Annotated in this window: 17 protein-coding genes and 1 tRNA gene; 5 read left to right on the top strand and 13 right to left on the bottom strand. The window is 58.0% G+C overall.

Annotation, left to right across the window (positions count from 1 at the left end):
* Positions 1-63: 63 nt before the first annotated feature.
* The 3 genes from AAGW23_RS03805 to AAGW23_RS03815 all read right to left on the bottom strand — a co-directional run bounded on the left by AAGW23_RS03805 (position 64) and on the right by AAGW23_RS03815 (position 2,789).
* Entirely contained in the window at positions 64-483 is a 420-nt protein-coding gene (locus AAGW23_RS03805) for a hypothetical protein (RefSeq protein WP_342405037.1), read from the bottom strand.
* Positions 484-492: 9 nt separating this feature from the next.
* Positions 493-1,995 (bottom strand): GMC family oxidoreductase, encoded by a 1,503-nt coding sequence (locus tag AAGW23_RS03810; RefSeq protein WP_342405038.1) that lies wholly within the window; start codon positions 1,993-1,995, stop codon positions 493-495.
* Positions 1,996-2,141: 146 nt separating this feature from the next.
* Positions 2,142-2,789, bottom strand: a complete 648-nt coding sequence (locus AAGW23_RS03815) for a hypothetical protein (protein ID WP_342405040.1) — start codon at positions 2,787-2,789, stop codon at positions 2,142-2,144.
* Positions 2,790-2,959: 170 nt separating this feature from the next.
* Between AAGW23_RS03815 and AAGW23_RS03820 the strand changes: the two genes are divergently transcribed.
* Positions 2,960-3,220 (top strand): hypothetical protein, encoded by a 261-nt coding sequence (locus AAGW23_RS03820; RefSeq protein ID WP_342405041.1) that lies wholly within the window; start codon positions 2,960-2,962, stop codon positions 3,218-3,220.
* A gap of 207 nt (positions 3,221-3,427) precedes the next feature.
* On the opposite strand, the gene AAGW23_RS03825 is transcribed toward AAGW23_RS03820, so the two are convergent.
* The 3 genes from AAGW23_RS03825 to AAGW23_RS03835 all read right to left on the bottom strand — a co-directional run bounded on the left by AAGW23_RS03825 (position 3,428) and on the right by AAGW23_RS03835 (position 6,279).
* Positions 3,428-3,973: a Tll0287-like domain-containing protein gene (locus AAGW23_RS03825; RefSeq protein WP_425540808.1), complete on the bottom strand. Its 546-nt coding sequence runs from the start codon at positions 3,971-3,973 to the stop codon at positions 3,428-3,430.
* A gap of 132 nt (positions 3,974-4,105) precedes the next feature.
* Entirely contained in the window at positions 4,106-4,537 is a 432-nt protein-coding gene (locus tag AAGW23_RS03830) for an OsmC family protein (protein ID WP_342405043.1), read from the bottom strand.
* Between the two features lie 845 nt (positions 4,538-5,382).
* Positions 5,383-6,279, bottom strand: coding sequence for a hypothetical protein (locus tag AAGW23_RS03835; protein ID WP_342405044.1), 897 nt, complete (start codon positions 6,277-6,279; stop codon positions 5,383-5,385).
* Positions 6,280-7,007: 728 nt separating this feature from the next.
* Here AAGW23_RS03835 and AAGW23_RS03840 point away from each other — a divergent pair.
* A complete protein-coding gene (locus AAGW23_RS03840; RefSeq protein ID WP_342405046.1) occupies positions 7,008-7,703 on the top strand; it encodes an AraC family transcriptional regulator in 696 nt (231 codons plus the stop codon).
* Positions 7,704-7,957: 254 nt separating this feature from the next.
* Here AAGW23_RS03840 and AAGW23_RS03845 read toward each other — a convergent pair.
* From AAGW23_RS03845 to dapA, 4 genes are all read right to left on the bottom strand, one after another.
* A tRNA-Ser gene (locus AAGW23_RS03845) sits at positions 7,958-8,047 on the bottom strand.
* 123 nt (positions 8,048-8,170) lie between these two features.
* Positions 8,171-9,040 carry a phosphoribosylaminoimidazolesuccinocarboxamide synthase gene (locus tag AAGW23_RS03850; protein ID WP_342405047.1) on the bottom strand — a complete coding sequence of 290 codons (870 nt, stop codon included), beginning with the start codon at positions 9,038-9,040 and terminating at the stop codon, positions 8,171-8,173.
* A gap of 135 nt (positions 9,041-9,175) precedes the next feature.
* Complete coding sequence (gene bamC, locus AAGW23_RS03855) at positions 9,176-10,276, bottom strand: outer membrane protein assembly factor BamC (RefSeq protein WP_342405048.1); 1,101 nt, start codon at positions 10,274-10,276, stop codon at positions 9,176-9,178.
* Between the two features lie 38 nt (positions 10,277-10,314).
* Positions 10,315-11,193, bottom strand: a complete 879-nt coding sequence (dapA, locus tag AAGW23_RS03860) for a 4-hydroxy-tetrahydrodipicolinate synthase (protein ID WP_342405049.1) — start codon at positions 11,191-11,193, stop codon at positions 10,315-10,317.
* Positions 11,194-11,410: 217 nt separating this feature from the next.
* Here dapA and AAGW23_RS03865 point away from each other — a divergent pair, with 217 nt between their 5' ends.
* Both AAGW23_RS03865 and AAGW23_RS03870 read left to right on the top strand, forming a co-directional pair.
* The gene (locus AAGW23_RS03865) at positions 11,411-11,971 is read left to right on the top strand and encodes a glycine cleavage system protein R (RefSeq protein ID WP_342405050.1); all 561 of its coding nucleotides are present in this window, start codon (positions 11,411-11,413) and stop codon (positions 11,969-11,971) included.
* 14 nt (positions 11,972-11,985) lie between these two features.
* Positions 11,986-12,459, top strand: a complete 474-nt coding sequence (locus AAGW23_RS03870; RefSeq protein ID WP_342405051.1) for a peroxiredoxin — start codon at positions 11,986-11,988, stop codon at positions 12,457-12,459.
* Positions 12,460-12,547: 88 nt separating this feature from the next.
* Here the strand turns inward: AAGW23_RS03870 and AAGW23_RS03875 are convergent, their stop codons facing one another.
* Complete coding sequence (locus AAGW23_RS03875) at positions 12,548-13,627, bottom strand: AI-2E family transporter (RefSeq protein ID WP_102834753.1); 1,080 nt, start codon at positions 13,625-13,627, stop codon at positions 12,548-12,550.
* Positions 13,628-13,646: 19 nt separating this feature from the next.
* Positions 13,647-13,898, bottom strand: a complete 252-nt coding sequence (locus tag AAGW23_RS03880) for a sulfurtransferase TusA family protein (RefSeq protein WP_342405052.1) — start codon at positions 13,896-13,898, stop codon at positions 13,647-13,649.
* Positions 13,899-14,004: 106 nt separating this feature from the next.
* On the opposite strand from AAGW23_RS03880, the gene AAGW23_RS03885 reads away from it, so the two are divergent.
* Positions 14,005-15,435 carry a M48 family metalloprotease gene (locus AAGW23_RS03885; protein ID WP_342405053.1) on the top strand — a complete coding sequence of 477 codons (1,431 nt, stop codon included), beginning with the start codon at positions 14,005-14,007 and terminating at the stop codon, positions 15,433-15,435.
* Between the two features lie 51 nt (positions 15,436-15,486).
* Here AAGW23_RS03885 and nadA read toward each other — a convergent pair whose 3' ends face one another.
* Positions 15,487-16,545 carry a quinolinate synthase NadA gene (nadA, locus tag AAGW23_RS03890; RefSeq protein ID WP_342405054.1) on the bottom strand — a complete coding sequence of 353 codons (1,059 nt, stop codon included), beginning with the start codon at positions 16,543-16,545 and terminating at the stop codon, positions 15,487-15,489.
* Between the last annotated feature and the right edge of the window lie 209 nt (positions 16,546-16,754).

The following is a 16,754-nucleotide window of genomic DNA, read 5'->3' on the forward strand; positions in this document are numbered from 1 at the left end:
GACTGAGGCTGCATAGGCACTCGGCCAACCGCATCCACGGGACAGGCGAAGACTTGTATAACCTCACGCCAGCCCGTCGAACCGAGCATAAGGATTGCTGCAGGGCAGCCGGTAGCCAAGAAAGCTGACCATGGGATTGGTCTTGTTCTGCTGTCGCAGGTAATCAGTCGAAACCATGAAGTCCGTTAACAGACGGCGCTCGAAATGGTCGACTCGCAGATCAGTGTAGGGCGTCCCTACACCAGTTTCCTGGCGAATTTTGTAGAGCCCCATCAATGCGGTCAGCTTCTGCGAGCCATAGTGGTTAGCCATCGCATCGACAAACTTGCGCTGGTCCTCCGAATCCATCTGAAAAGTGCCCACCAGCCGTTGCAGCAGCTGAGGGATAAAGACCTGGCGGTCCTCGTAGACCCAAGCGCCTGAGCCGACCGCCACCAGACCAAGCGCGGCGGCGGATGAAACCAACAAGGTACGACGTTTCATGGGCATTCCTTAGCTGTAGAGCAGGTCGGCGGCACGAATGGACAAGGCGGCGGCCGTCAGGCTGGGATTCGCCGGCGAGCAGCTCGGGTAGGTCGTGGTGCCGACTACGACAAGATTGCGCATCTTGTGATGCAGCATATGCCCGTCTACTACCGAACCGTCATCGGCCTGCCCCATGCGCAGCGTGCCCTGAACATGCGACTCGGTGAGACGCCACTCCCTGAAGTTGATCGACTCCACTGGCAGCGGTGCGAGCAGTTTTTCCAGGCTGTCCAGACCGTACTGAACCCCCTTCATGCCGTAATCAGACTCGCCCCGGTAATCGATGATGGCCTGCCCGGTCTGCGGGTCGATGACGACCCGGTTCTCCACGCTGGGCAGGTCTTCGCTGACCAGCATCAACGGCAGCGTCTGGTTCCAGCGTCCAATTTCCGGACGCAGCCCATAAGGCCAGCGATTTTCGAAGTAGACCAGACACGCCGAGTGCTCCTTGCGGAAGTCACCGTCGTACAGCGCGTAATTGAGGCCGGTGGTAATGGTGCTTCCATCGAAATTGCCCAGGCCATCGAGATAAACCTCGACGTTGGCGCCAACCTGCTCGTGCAGACCCATGCCCGTTTCGCCAAAGTTGATATCTGATCGCAGCAGAATCGCCGGGCTTTGAATGGCATTAGCGCCCAGCACGAAGAGGTCACCGAATACTTTGTATTCCTGCCCTGCGGAACGAACCGTCACGCCGTTGATGGTGTTGCTTTGGTATTCGAGCGTGCGTACTTCGGTGTTCAGGCACACATCCACCTTTGGGTGACGATAGAGCTCGGCCAGGCCATTCTGCGCGGTGAACTTGGCATTCATCGGGCAGAGGCTACAGGTGGCATTGGCACAGCAGACGCCACGGCTGCCCGTCGCCACCCGAGCACGCCCGGTCGGCATGATGAAATGATGGTCGGGCATGGCCTCCTTCATCAGCATGTCGATGGAAGAGCCTTTGTGCGGGGGCTGAGGAAATGGTTGGCTGCGTGGCAGCACGCGGGTCATATCGGGGTCGCCAGCAATCGACATGATTTGCTCGGCCTGGCAATAGTAGGGCTCGAGCTCGGCATAGCTCAGCGGCCAGTCATTGCCGACGCCGTATCGCGTCTGAATGGCGAAATCGCTGGGGTGCAGACGAGGGGTCTGGGAATACCAGCAGTTCATCCCACCGCCGAGAGCGATGGTGGTATTCCAGGGCTTCTCGCCACGATTGTCATAGGTGGACTCGGGCGTTATGGCCGAACTGCTCTGGGTCTTGATCTGCCAATCCCAGGGATGGAAGTCGCCCCATTCAATGATCAATGCGCGACCGGTGAGGTGTTTCAAGGCTTCGGTCAAAAAGAAGCTCGAACCAAAACCAGACCCGATTACAACCAACTCATAGTGTTCTTTGTTGATGTCCTTTGCGCTTACCCGGTTGATCTCCACGACCAATTCCCTTACTGCTGCAGCCTCGTCGAAACCAAGCTGTCCAATCATTTACACGTCAGCAGTGTCCCGCTGCGCAGCGCATGTCACATGCTTAAATCCAACGTATTGCTAAGACACGCTCTGGAAAGCCAGTTCTACGTGACCTTTGAAACGAAGCGGAGTTCCAGCCTGCTTAAGCCCTTGCGCGCGCAGGGCTAGTCATTCAGCCCTTCCGACAGCCATCCGCGTACCCGGCGCCGGTCCCGCCAGGAGGTCAACTGATGGGTGAACGGGCTCTCCGGCAGCAGACGGCATTCCGGATTGGTGAGGTCGCCCAGCTTGAAGCGGCGCAATACACCCATCGGGTGGCGCTCTGGCCCGTAAAACGCCACTGCGCGGATTTCCATACAGTGGAACTGCCAATCACCTACTGGCTGATGGCCCTGAAGCTCGATGCCGTTGAGTTCGGCGACTCGCCGCAACATGCCCTGAAAGGTGCCGACGTGAATGAAATCACCACTGCTTAACGGCCCCTGGTGGGTAGTCTGGTGGATGGCGAGATCGGGTGACACATCATCTTCCATGCTCTGGCGAATGTCGGTGATGTCCACTTCCAAGGGCCCGCGTGACGTCACTATCGAGACCACGAGCTGATTGATGAACATCGGCTCGGCACTCATGTTGGAGATGATGCAAAGCGAGCCGAGGCCCTTGCCTGCGCCTCGATTGATAAGCAGGCTCGGCTGACGCTGCCGTCTGAAGTTTCGCAAGAGCAAATGCGCGTAAAACATCCACACCAAAAGCGTACTCAAGGAGATCAACAAGGAAACGAGCTGCTGGTTCTTCATTAACCAATCGATCATGTAGCGCCTCGGTAAGTGATTCCCAGCTGAGACAGTCCAAACCCGACTGGGTGCCCCACCCCTGTCGGTAAGCGCCGCTCCATGCGGGGCCCGTCCAGCAGCAGGCACGAACGAACGCCAGCCGCTGCAGGTCCGAAACATGGAGCCCGCCAACAGTCGAGGGAAATGCAATGAAGAGTTTGAGCATCGCTTCATCAGTCTTACTGGCCCTGCTAGCAACGACCGCGTCGGCCAATCAGGAACCGACCGAGCGTGAGCCGGCCGACAGCAACAGCCAGGCCCAGCAGAACCTCGACAACGAGGCAAGCGCGCACGGCTATCAGAACCCTACCGGCGAAGATCCGCACCCGCGTCTGACCGAAGACACGATCGAAAACGCTCACGGAGACGACGAGAACATCAGAAACGAAGAGGAATCTCAGCAACACTAATCGACGATTTGCACCGCCATTCGCAATCGTTGATCACCGTCAGCCTTGCTATCACCGGCCTCTGCGCCGACCGTCTCGGCGTACGAGCCAAGCAGCAGGATGCGGCAGCTAGGTTTGGAGGCGCCGCCCGAAGTGCATCACGACATTCGGCTTGAGCCGCAGCCGGGCAGCTGCGGCAGGTCACTAAAGCATACGGCTAGTCGACGGCTAGTCGACGGCTCGCCTGAGCGTGAAAGCGCCCCGTAGCTCCCCTGCATTGAAGCCACGAGCCTCGTCCTCCGGGTAGTACTGGTCAATCAGCGCCGCCAGTTCAGGCTTGATCGCTTTCCCATGACAGGCAAGACATGCCTCGCCGGTGGGAATGGCTTTCATCAGTCGAAACTCGCCGCCCACCACTTCGGCATGCGACATGCTTTGCAGCGGCTCACCTTCTGCGGCGCGCTGTTGGAACTGCTCGAGCACGGCGCGCTCCCAGGGATCGGGCGCATTACGCTGGTTGCGCAGTTTCAATGCCGTGCGACCCACCCGCCACGGCGCCTCGCTATGCTCGGCAGTGATCTGCGGTGCCAATTGCTGACAAGCCTGCACCGCCTGTTGTGGCCCGCCACTTTCCACCGCCGACTTCACAGTGGCCATCAGCTGCTGCTGGAACGGAGGAATGAGCGCCATCCCCTCCTTTATCAACGGACCCAGGGGCTCTGCCTGGGCGGACAAGCTCAACGCCAAACAGCTCAAGGGCAACAGATAATGCATAAAAACTCCTAGCCGGCCTGGCGGCCGAATGCGATGAATGAAATCCAAATTCAACAGGTCCGGCGTTCATCGAACCGCCCTGCAGCCAGGCAGCTGCCCTTTGCTTTAGCAGGTGCTCGGCTTCAGCACTACTCAGCCTGCCAGCGCACTGTGCAGCTGCGTGCCATGCAACAGGTTGTCTGCCAGCGGGCAACGGCGCTCCACCTCGGCGAGGAACTCTTGTTTTTGCTCCAGCGTCATGTCAGCGTCGATCTCCACTCGCAGGCGAACTTCCTCAAAGCCAGGCCGCACGCTGGTGTCACGCCCCAGTAACCCGGCCGGATCGTAGTCCGCCTCGACTTCGAAGCGCATGCCGCGCAGCTCCACCTTGCGCTGGTGGGCTAGAAAACGGCCGATGGTTCCGAAGCAACCCGCAAGCGCCGCCAAGACCAACTCCAGAGGACTCGGTCCGGTATCAGTACCGAACGCGGCACGCGGCTGGTCGATCAGCACCCGGTGATTGCCGCAGTCCACTGCGATTGCGAAGCCGTCACCCATGCTGCCTTGAACACTGATGGTCTTCATGTGCGGTCTTGTCCTTAATTGAAATGAGTCTTGAACATTGAGCGTACGGCTGGCGACAAAGCACGACAGCATCGAACGTTTTCCTGACAGCGCCTCCCATCGGCCGCCTACGGTTACAATTATTATATTATCTTTTTTTATATTTTGTATGCAGGTAATGTTTTCTTTGTTAAGCCCCCATACAAGCCAACCCGGACAGGTCGGGACTTGGTTAGGGCACACTACGTTGGCGCGAATTCAGCCCTGGCCATGGTGATAACTGGGCGAAAGACCGGCATCGCTCGGAGCACTGTCCCGGACAGATGGCGTGAGTTGGGCCTGGTAAGCAAGTCCCACGCACTGACAAGGAGGCTACGGTGGCGCGACCTGATGTCCGGAAGCGCTTAACCGCGAATTGATCATCGAACGCCGCCACCGGGCGTGGAGTGGCGCTTTCGCCTTTTGGGGCGACTTCAGGGTGTTAGAGGACGAAGGCTTGCCATCAAAGGAAAGCGCAGTGGGCCTTTCGTCACCGAAATTTCCGGTTGGGCGATTGCTTACGTAAAAGCAGATGTTGGCGCCGCATCCGACCAATTGCCACAGTCCCGGAGCATTCCTGCCGGGGCCTGGCACTGCAGCCGCCTGGCGCCGCAACCGCCGCGCCTCGGGGATTGGCATGGTTGTTAAAAAATCAACAAGCTAAACGACTATCGAGGCGAAGCCGGGCTCAGCCATGACCGCCGACGGATGGCAAGCGCGCCTCGCAAATCCATCGGGCTTATCGTTTGGCGCTTCGAATCAGGCATCAAAGCGCTCGCCTCTCTGGCTCAGAGGCGAGCCTGGCCCTCCTGTACACATGTGCTGGGCTAGTAGTCGCAGTTCTCTCGGTATTCGGAAACGCTAAGGTTCGCTTCATGGTTAGGGCCGCAGAGGAACGGGTCGTAGCGACGATCAAAATCGATGAAGCGCTTCATCCACGAGATGCCATACATGCCGAGCAGGTCTTCATTGGGATAGCCGGAATTGGCGCAGAAATGCGAGCCACCGTAGATCTCCAGGAAGGCTTTCGGCGTTGTGTCAGGGACTCGGTTATAGAACGGAGAAGCATGAATGCCCACTGGCGCCACAACATCGCCGCCGCACGCCAGAATCATCGTAGGCGTTTTGATGGTATTGAAGCTGTTAAGACCTGCGTAGTACGGTGCCTGAGGGATGATTGCGTTAAGCGAGCGTTCGGTTGCGAGCTTGAGCGAGCCGCCTCCCCCCATCGACCAGCCGATGACGCCCAGACGAGCGCTGTCAATCTTGCCCGCGATCGGACTGGCGCTTCGGTTGCTCTGCTCGATTAGGTAGTCCAGCGCGCGACTGAGCTGGCTGGCGCGGCTATCTGGCTGATCGTAGATGGTGCTGGTATTCATGGTCATCACCACAAAACCATGCGAAGCCAGGCGCGGCCCCCACCATTCGATGCTGTTTTCATACGACAGGTATCCGGGAATTACGGCGATGGCACCCATCTTTCCGGAGGTATTGGTTGGGTAATGCACGGTGCTGTCGCCGAACCCCTTGAAGAAGCCGGACACTGAGAACTTGGCAACACTAAAAGGTCCGGATCTACTCTTGAGCGAAGCAACTGTCGGATTAGGCCCGCGTGCGCAGTCTGTGCAAGGTGCGGACGGGCCCGGAGCGGATAACGCATAAGCACTCGCCAGCAGCGAAGTGATCAGCAACGCACTTCTCACCATAGATATCTTGATCTTCATTAAAATTCGCCTCTTGTTATTTTTCTAGTTCCTCATAGCACCCGCAGACATGCGGCAAGCCTGCCGGTACAAAAACTAACAAGAGCGGCAAGTGGCCAACAATCAGAGAAAACGCTCAATTCGTACAAGCAGAACCCTCTGCCCGACTCAGTCGGATGCGGCGTTGCAGAACGGCTAGACGGTAACTATTTCAAGCGAAAAGTTCCGTAAAAAACAGCCAGCTACCGCCTACCTCAATGTATAGCTTGGCACCTTGCAGCAATTTATCCCAGGCCCAAGCGTCTCGACACAAACCACACTAACGCAGCGAAGGCATGCAACACAGCGGACCAAAATACGCGACATGAATAACTTTCAATAATCACGAAACCATAATGAATGGTAACTACAGCCGGTGTGCGTCGCGCTCTATCTGGCTGAATGAAGCTAGAGCAGCTTAACCTGCGTTTTACAGTAACGTTTTTGACAGGCGAATGACGGAAACTATACTCAGCCGCAGCTTGCGGCAAAGTACGTTCAATACAGACTGTCTAATGGTTTCTAGACGCAACCCGCTGATAAAAAACAATAAGAAACAGGCTATGATCCCTTCCGGTACCAGCCAGCACTCGCGGCCTGCATTGATCTATGTTTCAAGTAGGCGCTATATCTATCTAGGTCGCACTCAGTTGCGCATAAAGGATTTGCACTCGGCCGCTTCGTCATTGCTGGTTTGCCTGGAAGGCTCTGTGAGGTTTCGGCTGCCAGGAGACGAACGCTGGATAAGCGCAAAGAGTATTCTCATACCAGCAGGTACCCGTGTCAGCTTGGAAAACCAGGGAGGCGTAATGTCGGCCTGCTATCTGGACGCAACGAAGCCGGATTTCCAAGTATTGAAGCGCCGAATGGTATCGATGGCCGAGGGGGTCTACTACAACCTGGCTGATGAAAGCCGTTTGACTAGCGGCCTGACTCAATTGCGGGACGAAGCTCCGGGCTTCGCCGAAGCACAGCTTCGTATAGAGGCGCTTATCCATGACTGCACGCACACCAGCACTGTAAGCACCGATCCACGGATCATCTATGTAATCGACCGGCTCAGAGACACCGCCTCGATGAATATTTCGGTCAGCTCGCTGGCAAGCGAAGTCGGTCTTTCGGAGTCCAGCTTGATACGGTTGTTCAGCCTGCATGTCGGGACGCCGCTGCGCCGGCATCGATTGTGGTTCAGATTGATCGAGTTCGTAACATTGATGCTGTCCGGTGTACCCGTTGCGTCGGCGATAAAGCGGGCGGGCTTTACCGACGCTTCGCATCTGTCACGGTGCTATAGCCGTTTTTTTGGAGTCAACCTTTCCTACGCCTTTTCGAAGTCCGTCAATGCGAGGTATATCATCGATAGTCGCAGAGCGGCCCAGAAGAAACCACCTTGCCAGGTCTCTTGAACGCCGATCTCGTCGGATGAGTATTCGATCCTCGTCCACACATTAGTCGGGCTTACCAAGATGACCTTTCACAGCTTTTTTACTTCGTAATAGCAGAAAGGCTTACGCAGATATGAGCTAGCTGTACGGTCGGCTCCATCACCTTAGCAAGCAATCAATGTGAGGCGACTTAGGTAAACCGCAACCAACTACATATACGTAGAACGCTAAAACAAAAAGCCCCGCAATCACTGATTGCGGGGCTTTTAGGTATGTGGCGGAGAGATAGGGATTTGAACCCTAGGAACTGTTGCCAGTTCAACGGATTTCGAATCCGTCCCGTTCGGCCACTCCGGCATCTCTCCAGCGGCGCGCATCATAGCAGTTCAGCGTGTTTTGTCTAACCCCAACTGCGCAGATTTTTTAGCGAAACCATAGCGAGACAAACATGCTGAGCGCATCAAGCTGCCCCGCTGGCGGCCAACCAATCAGCTGGTCAAGCGCGTCAGCGCTTCACGATATTTATCGGCGGTTTTTTGCGCGACATCGGCGGGTACTGGAGGGGCTGGCGGTTCCTTGTTCCATCCGGTGGACTCGAGCCAGTCGCGGACAAATTGCTTGTCGAAGCTTGGCGGATTGCTGCCCTCTGCGTAACTGTCTGCTGGCCAGAAGCGGCTAGAGTCAGGCGTAAGCACTTCGTCCATCAGCGTCAGGTCGCCGTTTTCATCGAGGCCGAACTCGAACTTGGTATCGGCGATGATGATGCCTCGCGTCGCAGCGTATGCCACGGCTGCGCTGTACAGCGCGATCGAGGTGTCGCGCACCTTCGCCGCCAGCTCTTTACCGATGATGGCTTCGCATTGCTCGAAGGAAATGTTCTCGTCGTGATCACCCACGGCCGCTTTGGTGGACGGCGTGAAGATCGGTTGCGGCAGCTTGGCCGCTTCTTTCAGGCCAGCTGGCAGCTGGATCCCGCACACGGTTCCACTCCGCTGGTACTCCTTCCAGCCTGAGCCAACGATATAGCCACGTACGATGGCCTCCACTGCAACCGGCTTCAGGCGCTTGGCCACTACTGCCCGCCCCTCAACCAGAGGCAGCTCCTCGGATGGCACAACGTCTTCTACCTTGTCACCAGTGAAATGGTTAGGTACGAGCTGCGCGAGCTTGTCGAACCAGAAGTTGGAAATTGCGGTAAGGATCTTGCCTTTCTCCGGGATCGGCTCGGCAAGGATCACGTCAAACGCCGAGAGCCGGTCGGTAGCGACCATAAGCATGCGCTTATCATCGATTTCGTACAGATCACGCACCTTGCCAGAATAGATTTTTTTCAGGCTCAGGGAGCTGGGAGTGGTCATTGCTTTTCTCGCGGTTGCCGAACCTACGCTGGCTTGCGCAAGAGCGCAGACACAACGACTGGATCAGTCATCAAACGAAACAGGCGAAACCGAGAGGTTTCGCCTGAATGGATCGGGACGGACAGCTTCACTAAGTCAGTCCAGGCTGTCCTTGAGCATGTTCAGCACGCGTCGGGACACATCAGCCGGAGCGACAGTATCGAGGTCCTTGTCGAGGGTGACCTGAACCTTGCCGCCCACATCTGTTACGCGCACCTGATAGCGTTCAGCGCGGGCCTCGATCTCTTCGCGGTCAGGCTCCCCGCCGAAGAGTCGGGAGAAGAAACCAGGCTTCTCGTCCGGATTCGCTGCACCCTCGGACAGGTTGATGTAGTAAATGCCGAGGCTTCGATCAAGGTCCTCGACGAGAATATCGCTCGCCGCCAGCGCGCGGCCGATGCTCGACCAGCCACGGTTGAAGTCTGTATCGAGCTGCAATATCGGCTCGCCGCTTCCGGCCTCACTCAGCGTCACACGGCTTGGCGCGTCGTACTCGCGCTCAGCCAGCAGCGACGCTGAGCCACCTTCGACAGTGCTGCTGTTCAGCCCTGCCTGCAGCTCATCGAGCAGAACCCGATCGCGCTCCGCATTGATCGGCGCGTCCGGCCAGGCAACGTCGGCACTGCTGCCTGCAGGACGTTGAACGCTGACCAGGAAGATTTCACTTGTATCGCGCTGCACACCTGGCTCGACGCGAACCCGGACGCGGGTCTCTCCTTCACCCAGCCCAAGATTGCGTACCAGCGCCGGCGCGAGTTGATCACGGGTCTGCCAAGCGGTGACGAACTCACCGGTCTGCGGTCGCTCTTCGGCAATCTGGAAGCCATTGTCGGTAAAGAACTGACGGGCTGACGCCCACACCTGCGAAGGCGATCGCATCGCAACAAGCCAACGCGCATCTTCTGAAGTCTGCAGGCTGTATTCGTTCACCTCTTCGGCGGCGACCAGACGTTGCGGACGGGGCACTTCGTACTCCCCTGTCGCGCGGCTGTCGGCTACCTGCTGGGGGATCGGCAGCAGCGGCTCGATAGGGCGCAGCTCGACATCGCCAGGCACCTGCATTGGCGGCACCTGTTGTGCCTGAAGATAGTCGCTGCCACGGTCGCGGAAATATCCGTCTTCACCCCATAACCAGCCACAACCACTGGTTCCAGAGATAATCAAGGCTAGGGTCGAGAGGCCGGCCAATCGCTTCATGCATGTTCCTTCATTAATAAACCAGTACACCTGAACTGTCAGGCCAGCACACCTGACTGACGCATCGCAGCGCGAAGCGGCTCGTGGCAACGCTGGCTCAGCCAGGTAAGCGGCAGGCGAATGCCCTCCGGTATCAGGCCCATCTCATGCAGGGCCCATTTCACCGGAATCGGATTGGCCTCAAGGAACAGCGTCTGGTGCAGCGGCATCAACAGCGCATTGATGGCGCGCGCCTTTTCAGCATCGCCAGCGATGGCGGCGGCACACAGCTCGCTCATCGCGCGCGGAGCTACGTTCGCGGTAACGGAGATGTTGCCCTTGCCGCCCATCAACATCAGCTCAACGGCAGTAGCGTCGTCGCCGGAATAGACGAGGAAGTCATCAGCCACACGATCAAGCACCTCTTGACCGCGTTTGAGATCACCAGTCGCTTCCTTGACGCCCACGATGTTCGGCACCTTCGCCAAGCGCTCGATGGTTTCCGGGAGCATGTCACAGGCGGTGCGCCCGGGGACGTTGTAAAGGATCTGCGGAATCGCTACGGCTTCGGCAATGTGCCGGAAGTGCAGATACATCCCTTCCTGGGTTGGCTTGTTGTAATACGGCGTCACCAGAAGGCAGGCGTCGGCGCCGGCCTGCTTGGCGTTTTCGGTGAGTTCGACGGCTTCGCGGGTGGAGTTGGCTCCCGTGCCTGCGATTACCGGAATGCGGCCGTTGACCTGATCAACAACGCGACGGATGACTTCGATGTGCTCGGATACTTCGAGCGTAGACGCCTCGCCAGTGGTACCGACTGCAACGATTGCATTGGTGCCTTCCTGAAGATGGAAGTCGACAAGCTTGCTCAGGCTATCCCAATCAAGACCACCTTGCGCGTCCATGGGAGTGACCAACGCCACCATACTGCCCGCAATCATGCAACCCACTCCTGCCGGAAAAAGAGAGGCGTAATGGTACAAGGCTCCCGAGCGCTTTGCGAGCACGCTGGAGGCATCGCCCGCCGGAACGACTGAGCTTTGAAGTGGCAGGCGATTGTCACCCCTGGTTCACGCATTCCCACTGACCACGCTTTTCGCTACCCTTAGCTGTTTTCGGCTTGGCTGGCCGACCGATTCATCACCGCCAGGAATCTGCATGTCCACCCCTCCAGTACCCCGAGAACAGTTTCTCGTCATCAGCGCCATGGGCCCTAGCCCGATGGCGCTCACCAACGTGCTTTGCCGAGCCAGCAACGAGAACCGCTGCGCCGTGGTAAGCACGCGCCTGACCCGACACGGCGAATGCTGTGCCCTGGTCCTAGAAATCACCGGAACCTGGGACGCGCTTGCTCGAATGGAGACGGCGCTACCCGGCCTGGCCAAAAAGCACGAGTTCACCACTAATGTAGTGCGCAGCGAAGCGCTGGAAACCCGACCGCAAGCGCTGCCCTATGTGGCTTATGTCAGCTCGGTCTATCGGCCTGACATCCTCAACGAGCTGTGCCAGTTCTTTATCGATCATCGCGTCGAGCTCGAAGCCCTCACATGCGACACCTATGAGGCGCCGCAAACGGGCGGCACCATGCTCAACGCGACAATGACCGTGACGCTGCCGGCCGGCACGCAGATCAGCTGGCTACGGGACCAGTTTCTCGATTTCGCCGATGCCTTGAACCTGGATGCGTTGATTGAGCCCTGGCGCCCTCAAAACCCTTGAGTAGGAAAACCATTATGTCTGTTGCCATTGACCAACCCGTACCAACCTTCCAGGCACAGGCCACCAGCGATACTGCGGTTAGCCTCGAGGCGTTGAAGGGCAAACAGGTGGTCCTGTATTTCTACCCGAAGGACAACACTCCGGGCTGCACCACCCAGGGTCAGGGTTTTCGCGACCAGCACGATGCCTTCCTCGCGGCCGACACGGTCGTGTTCGGCGTATCACGAGACAGCCTCAAAACCCACGAGAACTTCCAGGCCAAGCAGGGTTTCCCGTTCGAGCTGATCTGCGACAAGGACGAACAGCTCTGCCAGCTGTTCGACGTGATCAAGCTGAAAAAACTCTACGGCAAGGAATATCTGGGCATAGACCGAAGCACGTTTCTCATCGACCGTGATGGGCTGCTTCGCCAGGAATGGCGCGGCGTGAAAGTACCAGGGCATGTCGAAGCTGTACTGCAGGCCGCACAGGCATTGCAGCAGCGCTAAAAAACTCCGTAGCGGGCCGCAGCGCTACACCACACGCGAGCCCGCATTTACTCGCCAGCTTGTTGCCGCCAGCGCTAGGACCCAGCGGCTACCCAACGTGATCAACCACAGGCACCGTAGCCGACCGACGCGGCCACGCGTACAGCACTGCCTTGAACAGAGTGGCCAGCGGAATGGCGAAGAACACGCCCCAGAAGCCCCATAGCCCGCCGAACAGCAACACAGCACAAATGATCGCAACTGGGTGCAGGTTCACCGCTTCAGAGAACAACAGCGGAACCAAAACGTTACCGTCCAGGGCCTGGATGATGGCGTAGGCCACCATCAAATAAATGAACTGATCACCCAGCCCCCACTGAAACAAGCCGATCAAGGCAATGGGAATGGTCACAACCGTCGCACCGATATAAGGCACGACAACCGAGATCCCGACAAGCATCGCCAGTAACGCCGCGTAATTCAGTTCCAGAGCAGCGAAAACCGCATACGAGACGACCCCGCAAATCAGGATCTCGATCGCCTTGCCGCGAATGTAGTTGGCGATCTGCACGTTCATTTCCTGCGCCACCTGAGTGATCAGCCCACGCTCGTGCGGCAGGTAACCACTGAGCCAGTCGTTGATCTGCTGGCGATCCTTGAGAAAAAAGAACACCAGAATGGGCACCAGGATCAGGTAGATCATCAGGCTCAACAGCAGAGGCAGGCTCGACAGCGAAGATGTGAGCATGATCTGACCGTAGCGACCGACCTCGCCCCGAATGAAATCGATACCGCGCAACACCTGCACTTCGGTGAGCAATTGAGGATAGCGCTCGGGCAGAAGAAGCAGCAGCGACTGCCATTCGACCAGCATCCGCGGCAGCTCGTTGAACAGCGTCAACACCTGCTGCCACATCAACGGCGCCAGGAATAGAATGCAGACGGTCAGCAAGCCGATGAACATCAGAAAAACCAACCATACCGCTACCAGATGCGGCAGTTTGATTCGCTCCAGCGCGCCGACCAACCCCTGCATAAGGTACGCCAGCACCAGCCCGGCGATCACCGGCGCCAACATGTGGCCGAGGGTCAGCACTGTCGCAAAGGCGACCACCAACAACACCCCAAGGACCACCGCCTCCTCGTCCGAGAAATAGCGATGAATCCAACCCCGCAATACGTTTAGCATGTGCCTTCCTTAGCAGCCATCAGGCCTTGCGCAGCCAGTAACGATAGAGCCCTTCTTGCGCCTCTTCGTGAAGCAGAGTGTGACCAGCCAGATTGGCGAAACTACGAAAATCGCGCTGCGACCCCGGGTCGGTTGCCGTGACTTTCAATACTTGCCCGCTGGCCAACCGATTGAGCTCCAGTTTCGCCTTGAGCAAAGGCATCGGGCAGTCCAGCCCGACCGCATCCAGCTCGGCATCGCAGGCCATGCCAGGGGCACCCTGTTGAGTCATGTTCATCTCCTCGAAAGGGCTGCAGGATACCGAGCTGCGCCCGGCTCTGGCCAGCGACCCGAGCACAAGGCTACAGTAGCGCTCCTGCCTTGAAGAGCCAGTCTGGATGAAATTGCTGCGCCCTACCCTGCTCGCACTCGCCTGCCTGATCAGCCAGCCAGTGATAGCAAATGACCTACCCTCGCTCGGTGATTCCAGCTCCGGCATCGTCTCACCGGAGCAGGAGCACCAGCTGGGCAGAGCCTGGCTCAGCCTGTTGCGCGGCCAGGTCCCACAGCTTTCCGATCCACTGCTCAAGGATTACCTGGAGCGCAGCGTCTACCGTCTGGCCGAAACCAGCCAGCTACAGGATCGCCGCTTGGAATTCGTGCTGCTCGACAGCCCGCAACTAAACGCCTTTGCTGCACCGGGCGGGATCATAGGCGTCAATGGCGGCCTGTTCCTGCATGCCCAGACTGAAGCTGAATACGCCTCGGTACTCGCGCACGAACTGGCCCACCTGTCCCAACGCCACTTCGCTCGCGGATTGGAAGCGCAGAAACGCATGCAGCTGCCGCTGATGGCCGCCATGCTTGCTGGTGTTGTTGCTGCTGCAGCTGGCGCAGGCGATGCTGGCATCGCCGCCATCATCTCGACCCAAGCGGCCGCCATTCAGTCTCAGCGTCGTTTCTCCAGACAGAACGAGCAAGAAGCCGACCGGATAGGCATCATCAATCTCGAACGAGCTGGTTACGACCCCCGCGCCATGCCTGAGATGTTTGGTCGTCTGATGCGCCAGTATCGTTACGACCAGAAGCCGCCTGAGTTCCTGCTCACTCACCCGGTCACTGAGTCACGTATTGCCGACACCAAAAACCGGGCTGAGCAATACGCCGACACCGGGGTTGAAGACAGCCTTCGGTATCAGCTCCTGCGCGCGCGCGTAGAGCTGAAGTTCGAAAGCACACCAGGAGTCAGCGCCAAGCGCTTCCGCGCGATGCTGGCAGACGACCCGACCCTCGACGCGGCGCGCTATGGCTTGGCGCTGGCGCAAATGAAAAGCGGCCAGTTGAGTGAAGCCGCGACAAATCTCGAGCCACTGCTGGCAAAGGAGCCGGATGATGTCACCTACAATCTGGCTCAGATCGAGCTGGACATCACCGCCAACCGACTTGCCGCCGCGCGGACGCGCATGCAGAGCTTGCTTAGTCTTTACCCCGGAAATTATCCGGTACGGCAGGCGAACATCGATCTACTGATCAAGGAAACCAAACTGCAGGATGCTGAGCAACAGCTCAACGCACTGGTCGAAGCCCGGCCGCAGGATCCGGACATCTGGTATCAGGTTGCAGAAATCCGCGGGCTCACGGGCAATATCATCGGCCTGCATCAAGCTCGCGCGGAGTACTTTGCACTCGTCGGAGACTACGATCAGGCGATCGAGCAGTTGGACTTCGCCAAACGTCGTTCGGACAACTTCCAGAGCGCGGCACGAATCGATGCCCGGCAAAAGCAGCTGCTCGAAGAAAAGCGGATGGTGGAGGACATGTTGCGCTGAGTCATGCAGCGGCTGAAAGCTGCGGCATGACTCAGACTGACAGCAGCTGCGTCAGGCGTTGCCAGCCTGCCGGATGCGCGCAGCCTGAGTGAATTCCAGCATGCGCTTGAGCGGCTTGATCGCTCGCGGAATCAATGCCGGATCGACAGTTATCTCGTCACGGCCAGTGCGCAAACACTCCAGTGTGCGCTCAAGGGTATTCATTGCCATCCAAGGGCAATGAGCGCAACTCCGGCAGGTCGCCCCACTCCCTGCCGTCGGCGCCTCAATGAACTGCTTGTCAGGGCAAAGCTGTTGCATCTTGTAAAAGATCCCGCGATCCGTAGCGACGATGAACATAGGGTTGGACAGATTCTGTGCAGCTTTGATCAGCTGACTCGTCGAGCCTACCGCGTCAGCAAGAGCAATCACCGATTCGGGCGACTCGGGATGAACCAATATAGCCGCATCGGGGTACAGCGCTTTCATATCCTCCAGCTGCTTTGACTTGAACTCCTCGTGGACGATACAGGCACCGTCCCATAACAGCATGTCGGCACCGGTTTCACGCTGCACATAGCTTCCGAGGTGCTTGTCGGGGGCCCAAATGATCTTTTCACCGTTGTCCATCAGGCTCTCGACGATTTCAAGGGCGCAACTGGAAGTGACGACCCAATCGGCACGCGCCTTCACCGCGGCCGATGTGTTGGCGTAAACAACTACGGTACGCTCTGGATGCTGGTCGCAAAATGCCGAGAACTCCTCGACCGGGCAACCCAGATCCAAGGAACAGGTGGCCTCCAGCGTTGGCATCAGGACTCGCTTCTCGGGATTAAGAATTTTTGCAGTTTCGCCCATGAACTTGACGCCCGCGACAACCACGGTCTGCGCGCTATGTTCATTGCCGAATCTTGCCATCTCCAGCGAATCCGAAACGCAGCCGCCGGTCTCCTCGGCTAACGCCTGGATCACCGGGTCGGTGTAATAGTGGGCAACCAGCACCGCATTCTGCCGCTTCAACTCGGCGGCGATATCGCTGCGCAACTGCGCCTCCTGCTCGGACGTCAGCGGCTTGGGCTGCTTGGCCGCCAGATGAGCCTGCACAAGAATACGTTCGGGTATTTGCGTCATGTTCGCTGGTTCCTGCAAGCACGGCGGTGTACGAGCCGCCGATTATAGCCATCGAGGCCGAGAATACGGACGTAGCGAAAGGAAAGGTGAAGCGAGGAAAGACCGAGCATTTCACCCCTGCCGTTACCAAGGGGGCGGAATACTAGCCGAAGCTTTCAGAAAAGTGAAAGCAGATGGGGAAACAACAAAATACTGGCCTGAACTGAAAA

Source organism: Stutzerimonas chloritidismutans (assembly GCF_038562055.1).
GTDB lineage: Bacteria > Pseudomonadota > Gammaproteobacteria > Pseudomonadales > Pseudomonadaceae > Stutzerimonas > Stutzerimonas chloritidismutans_A.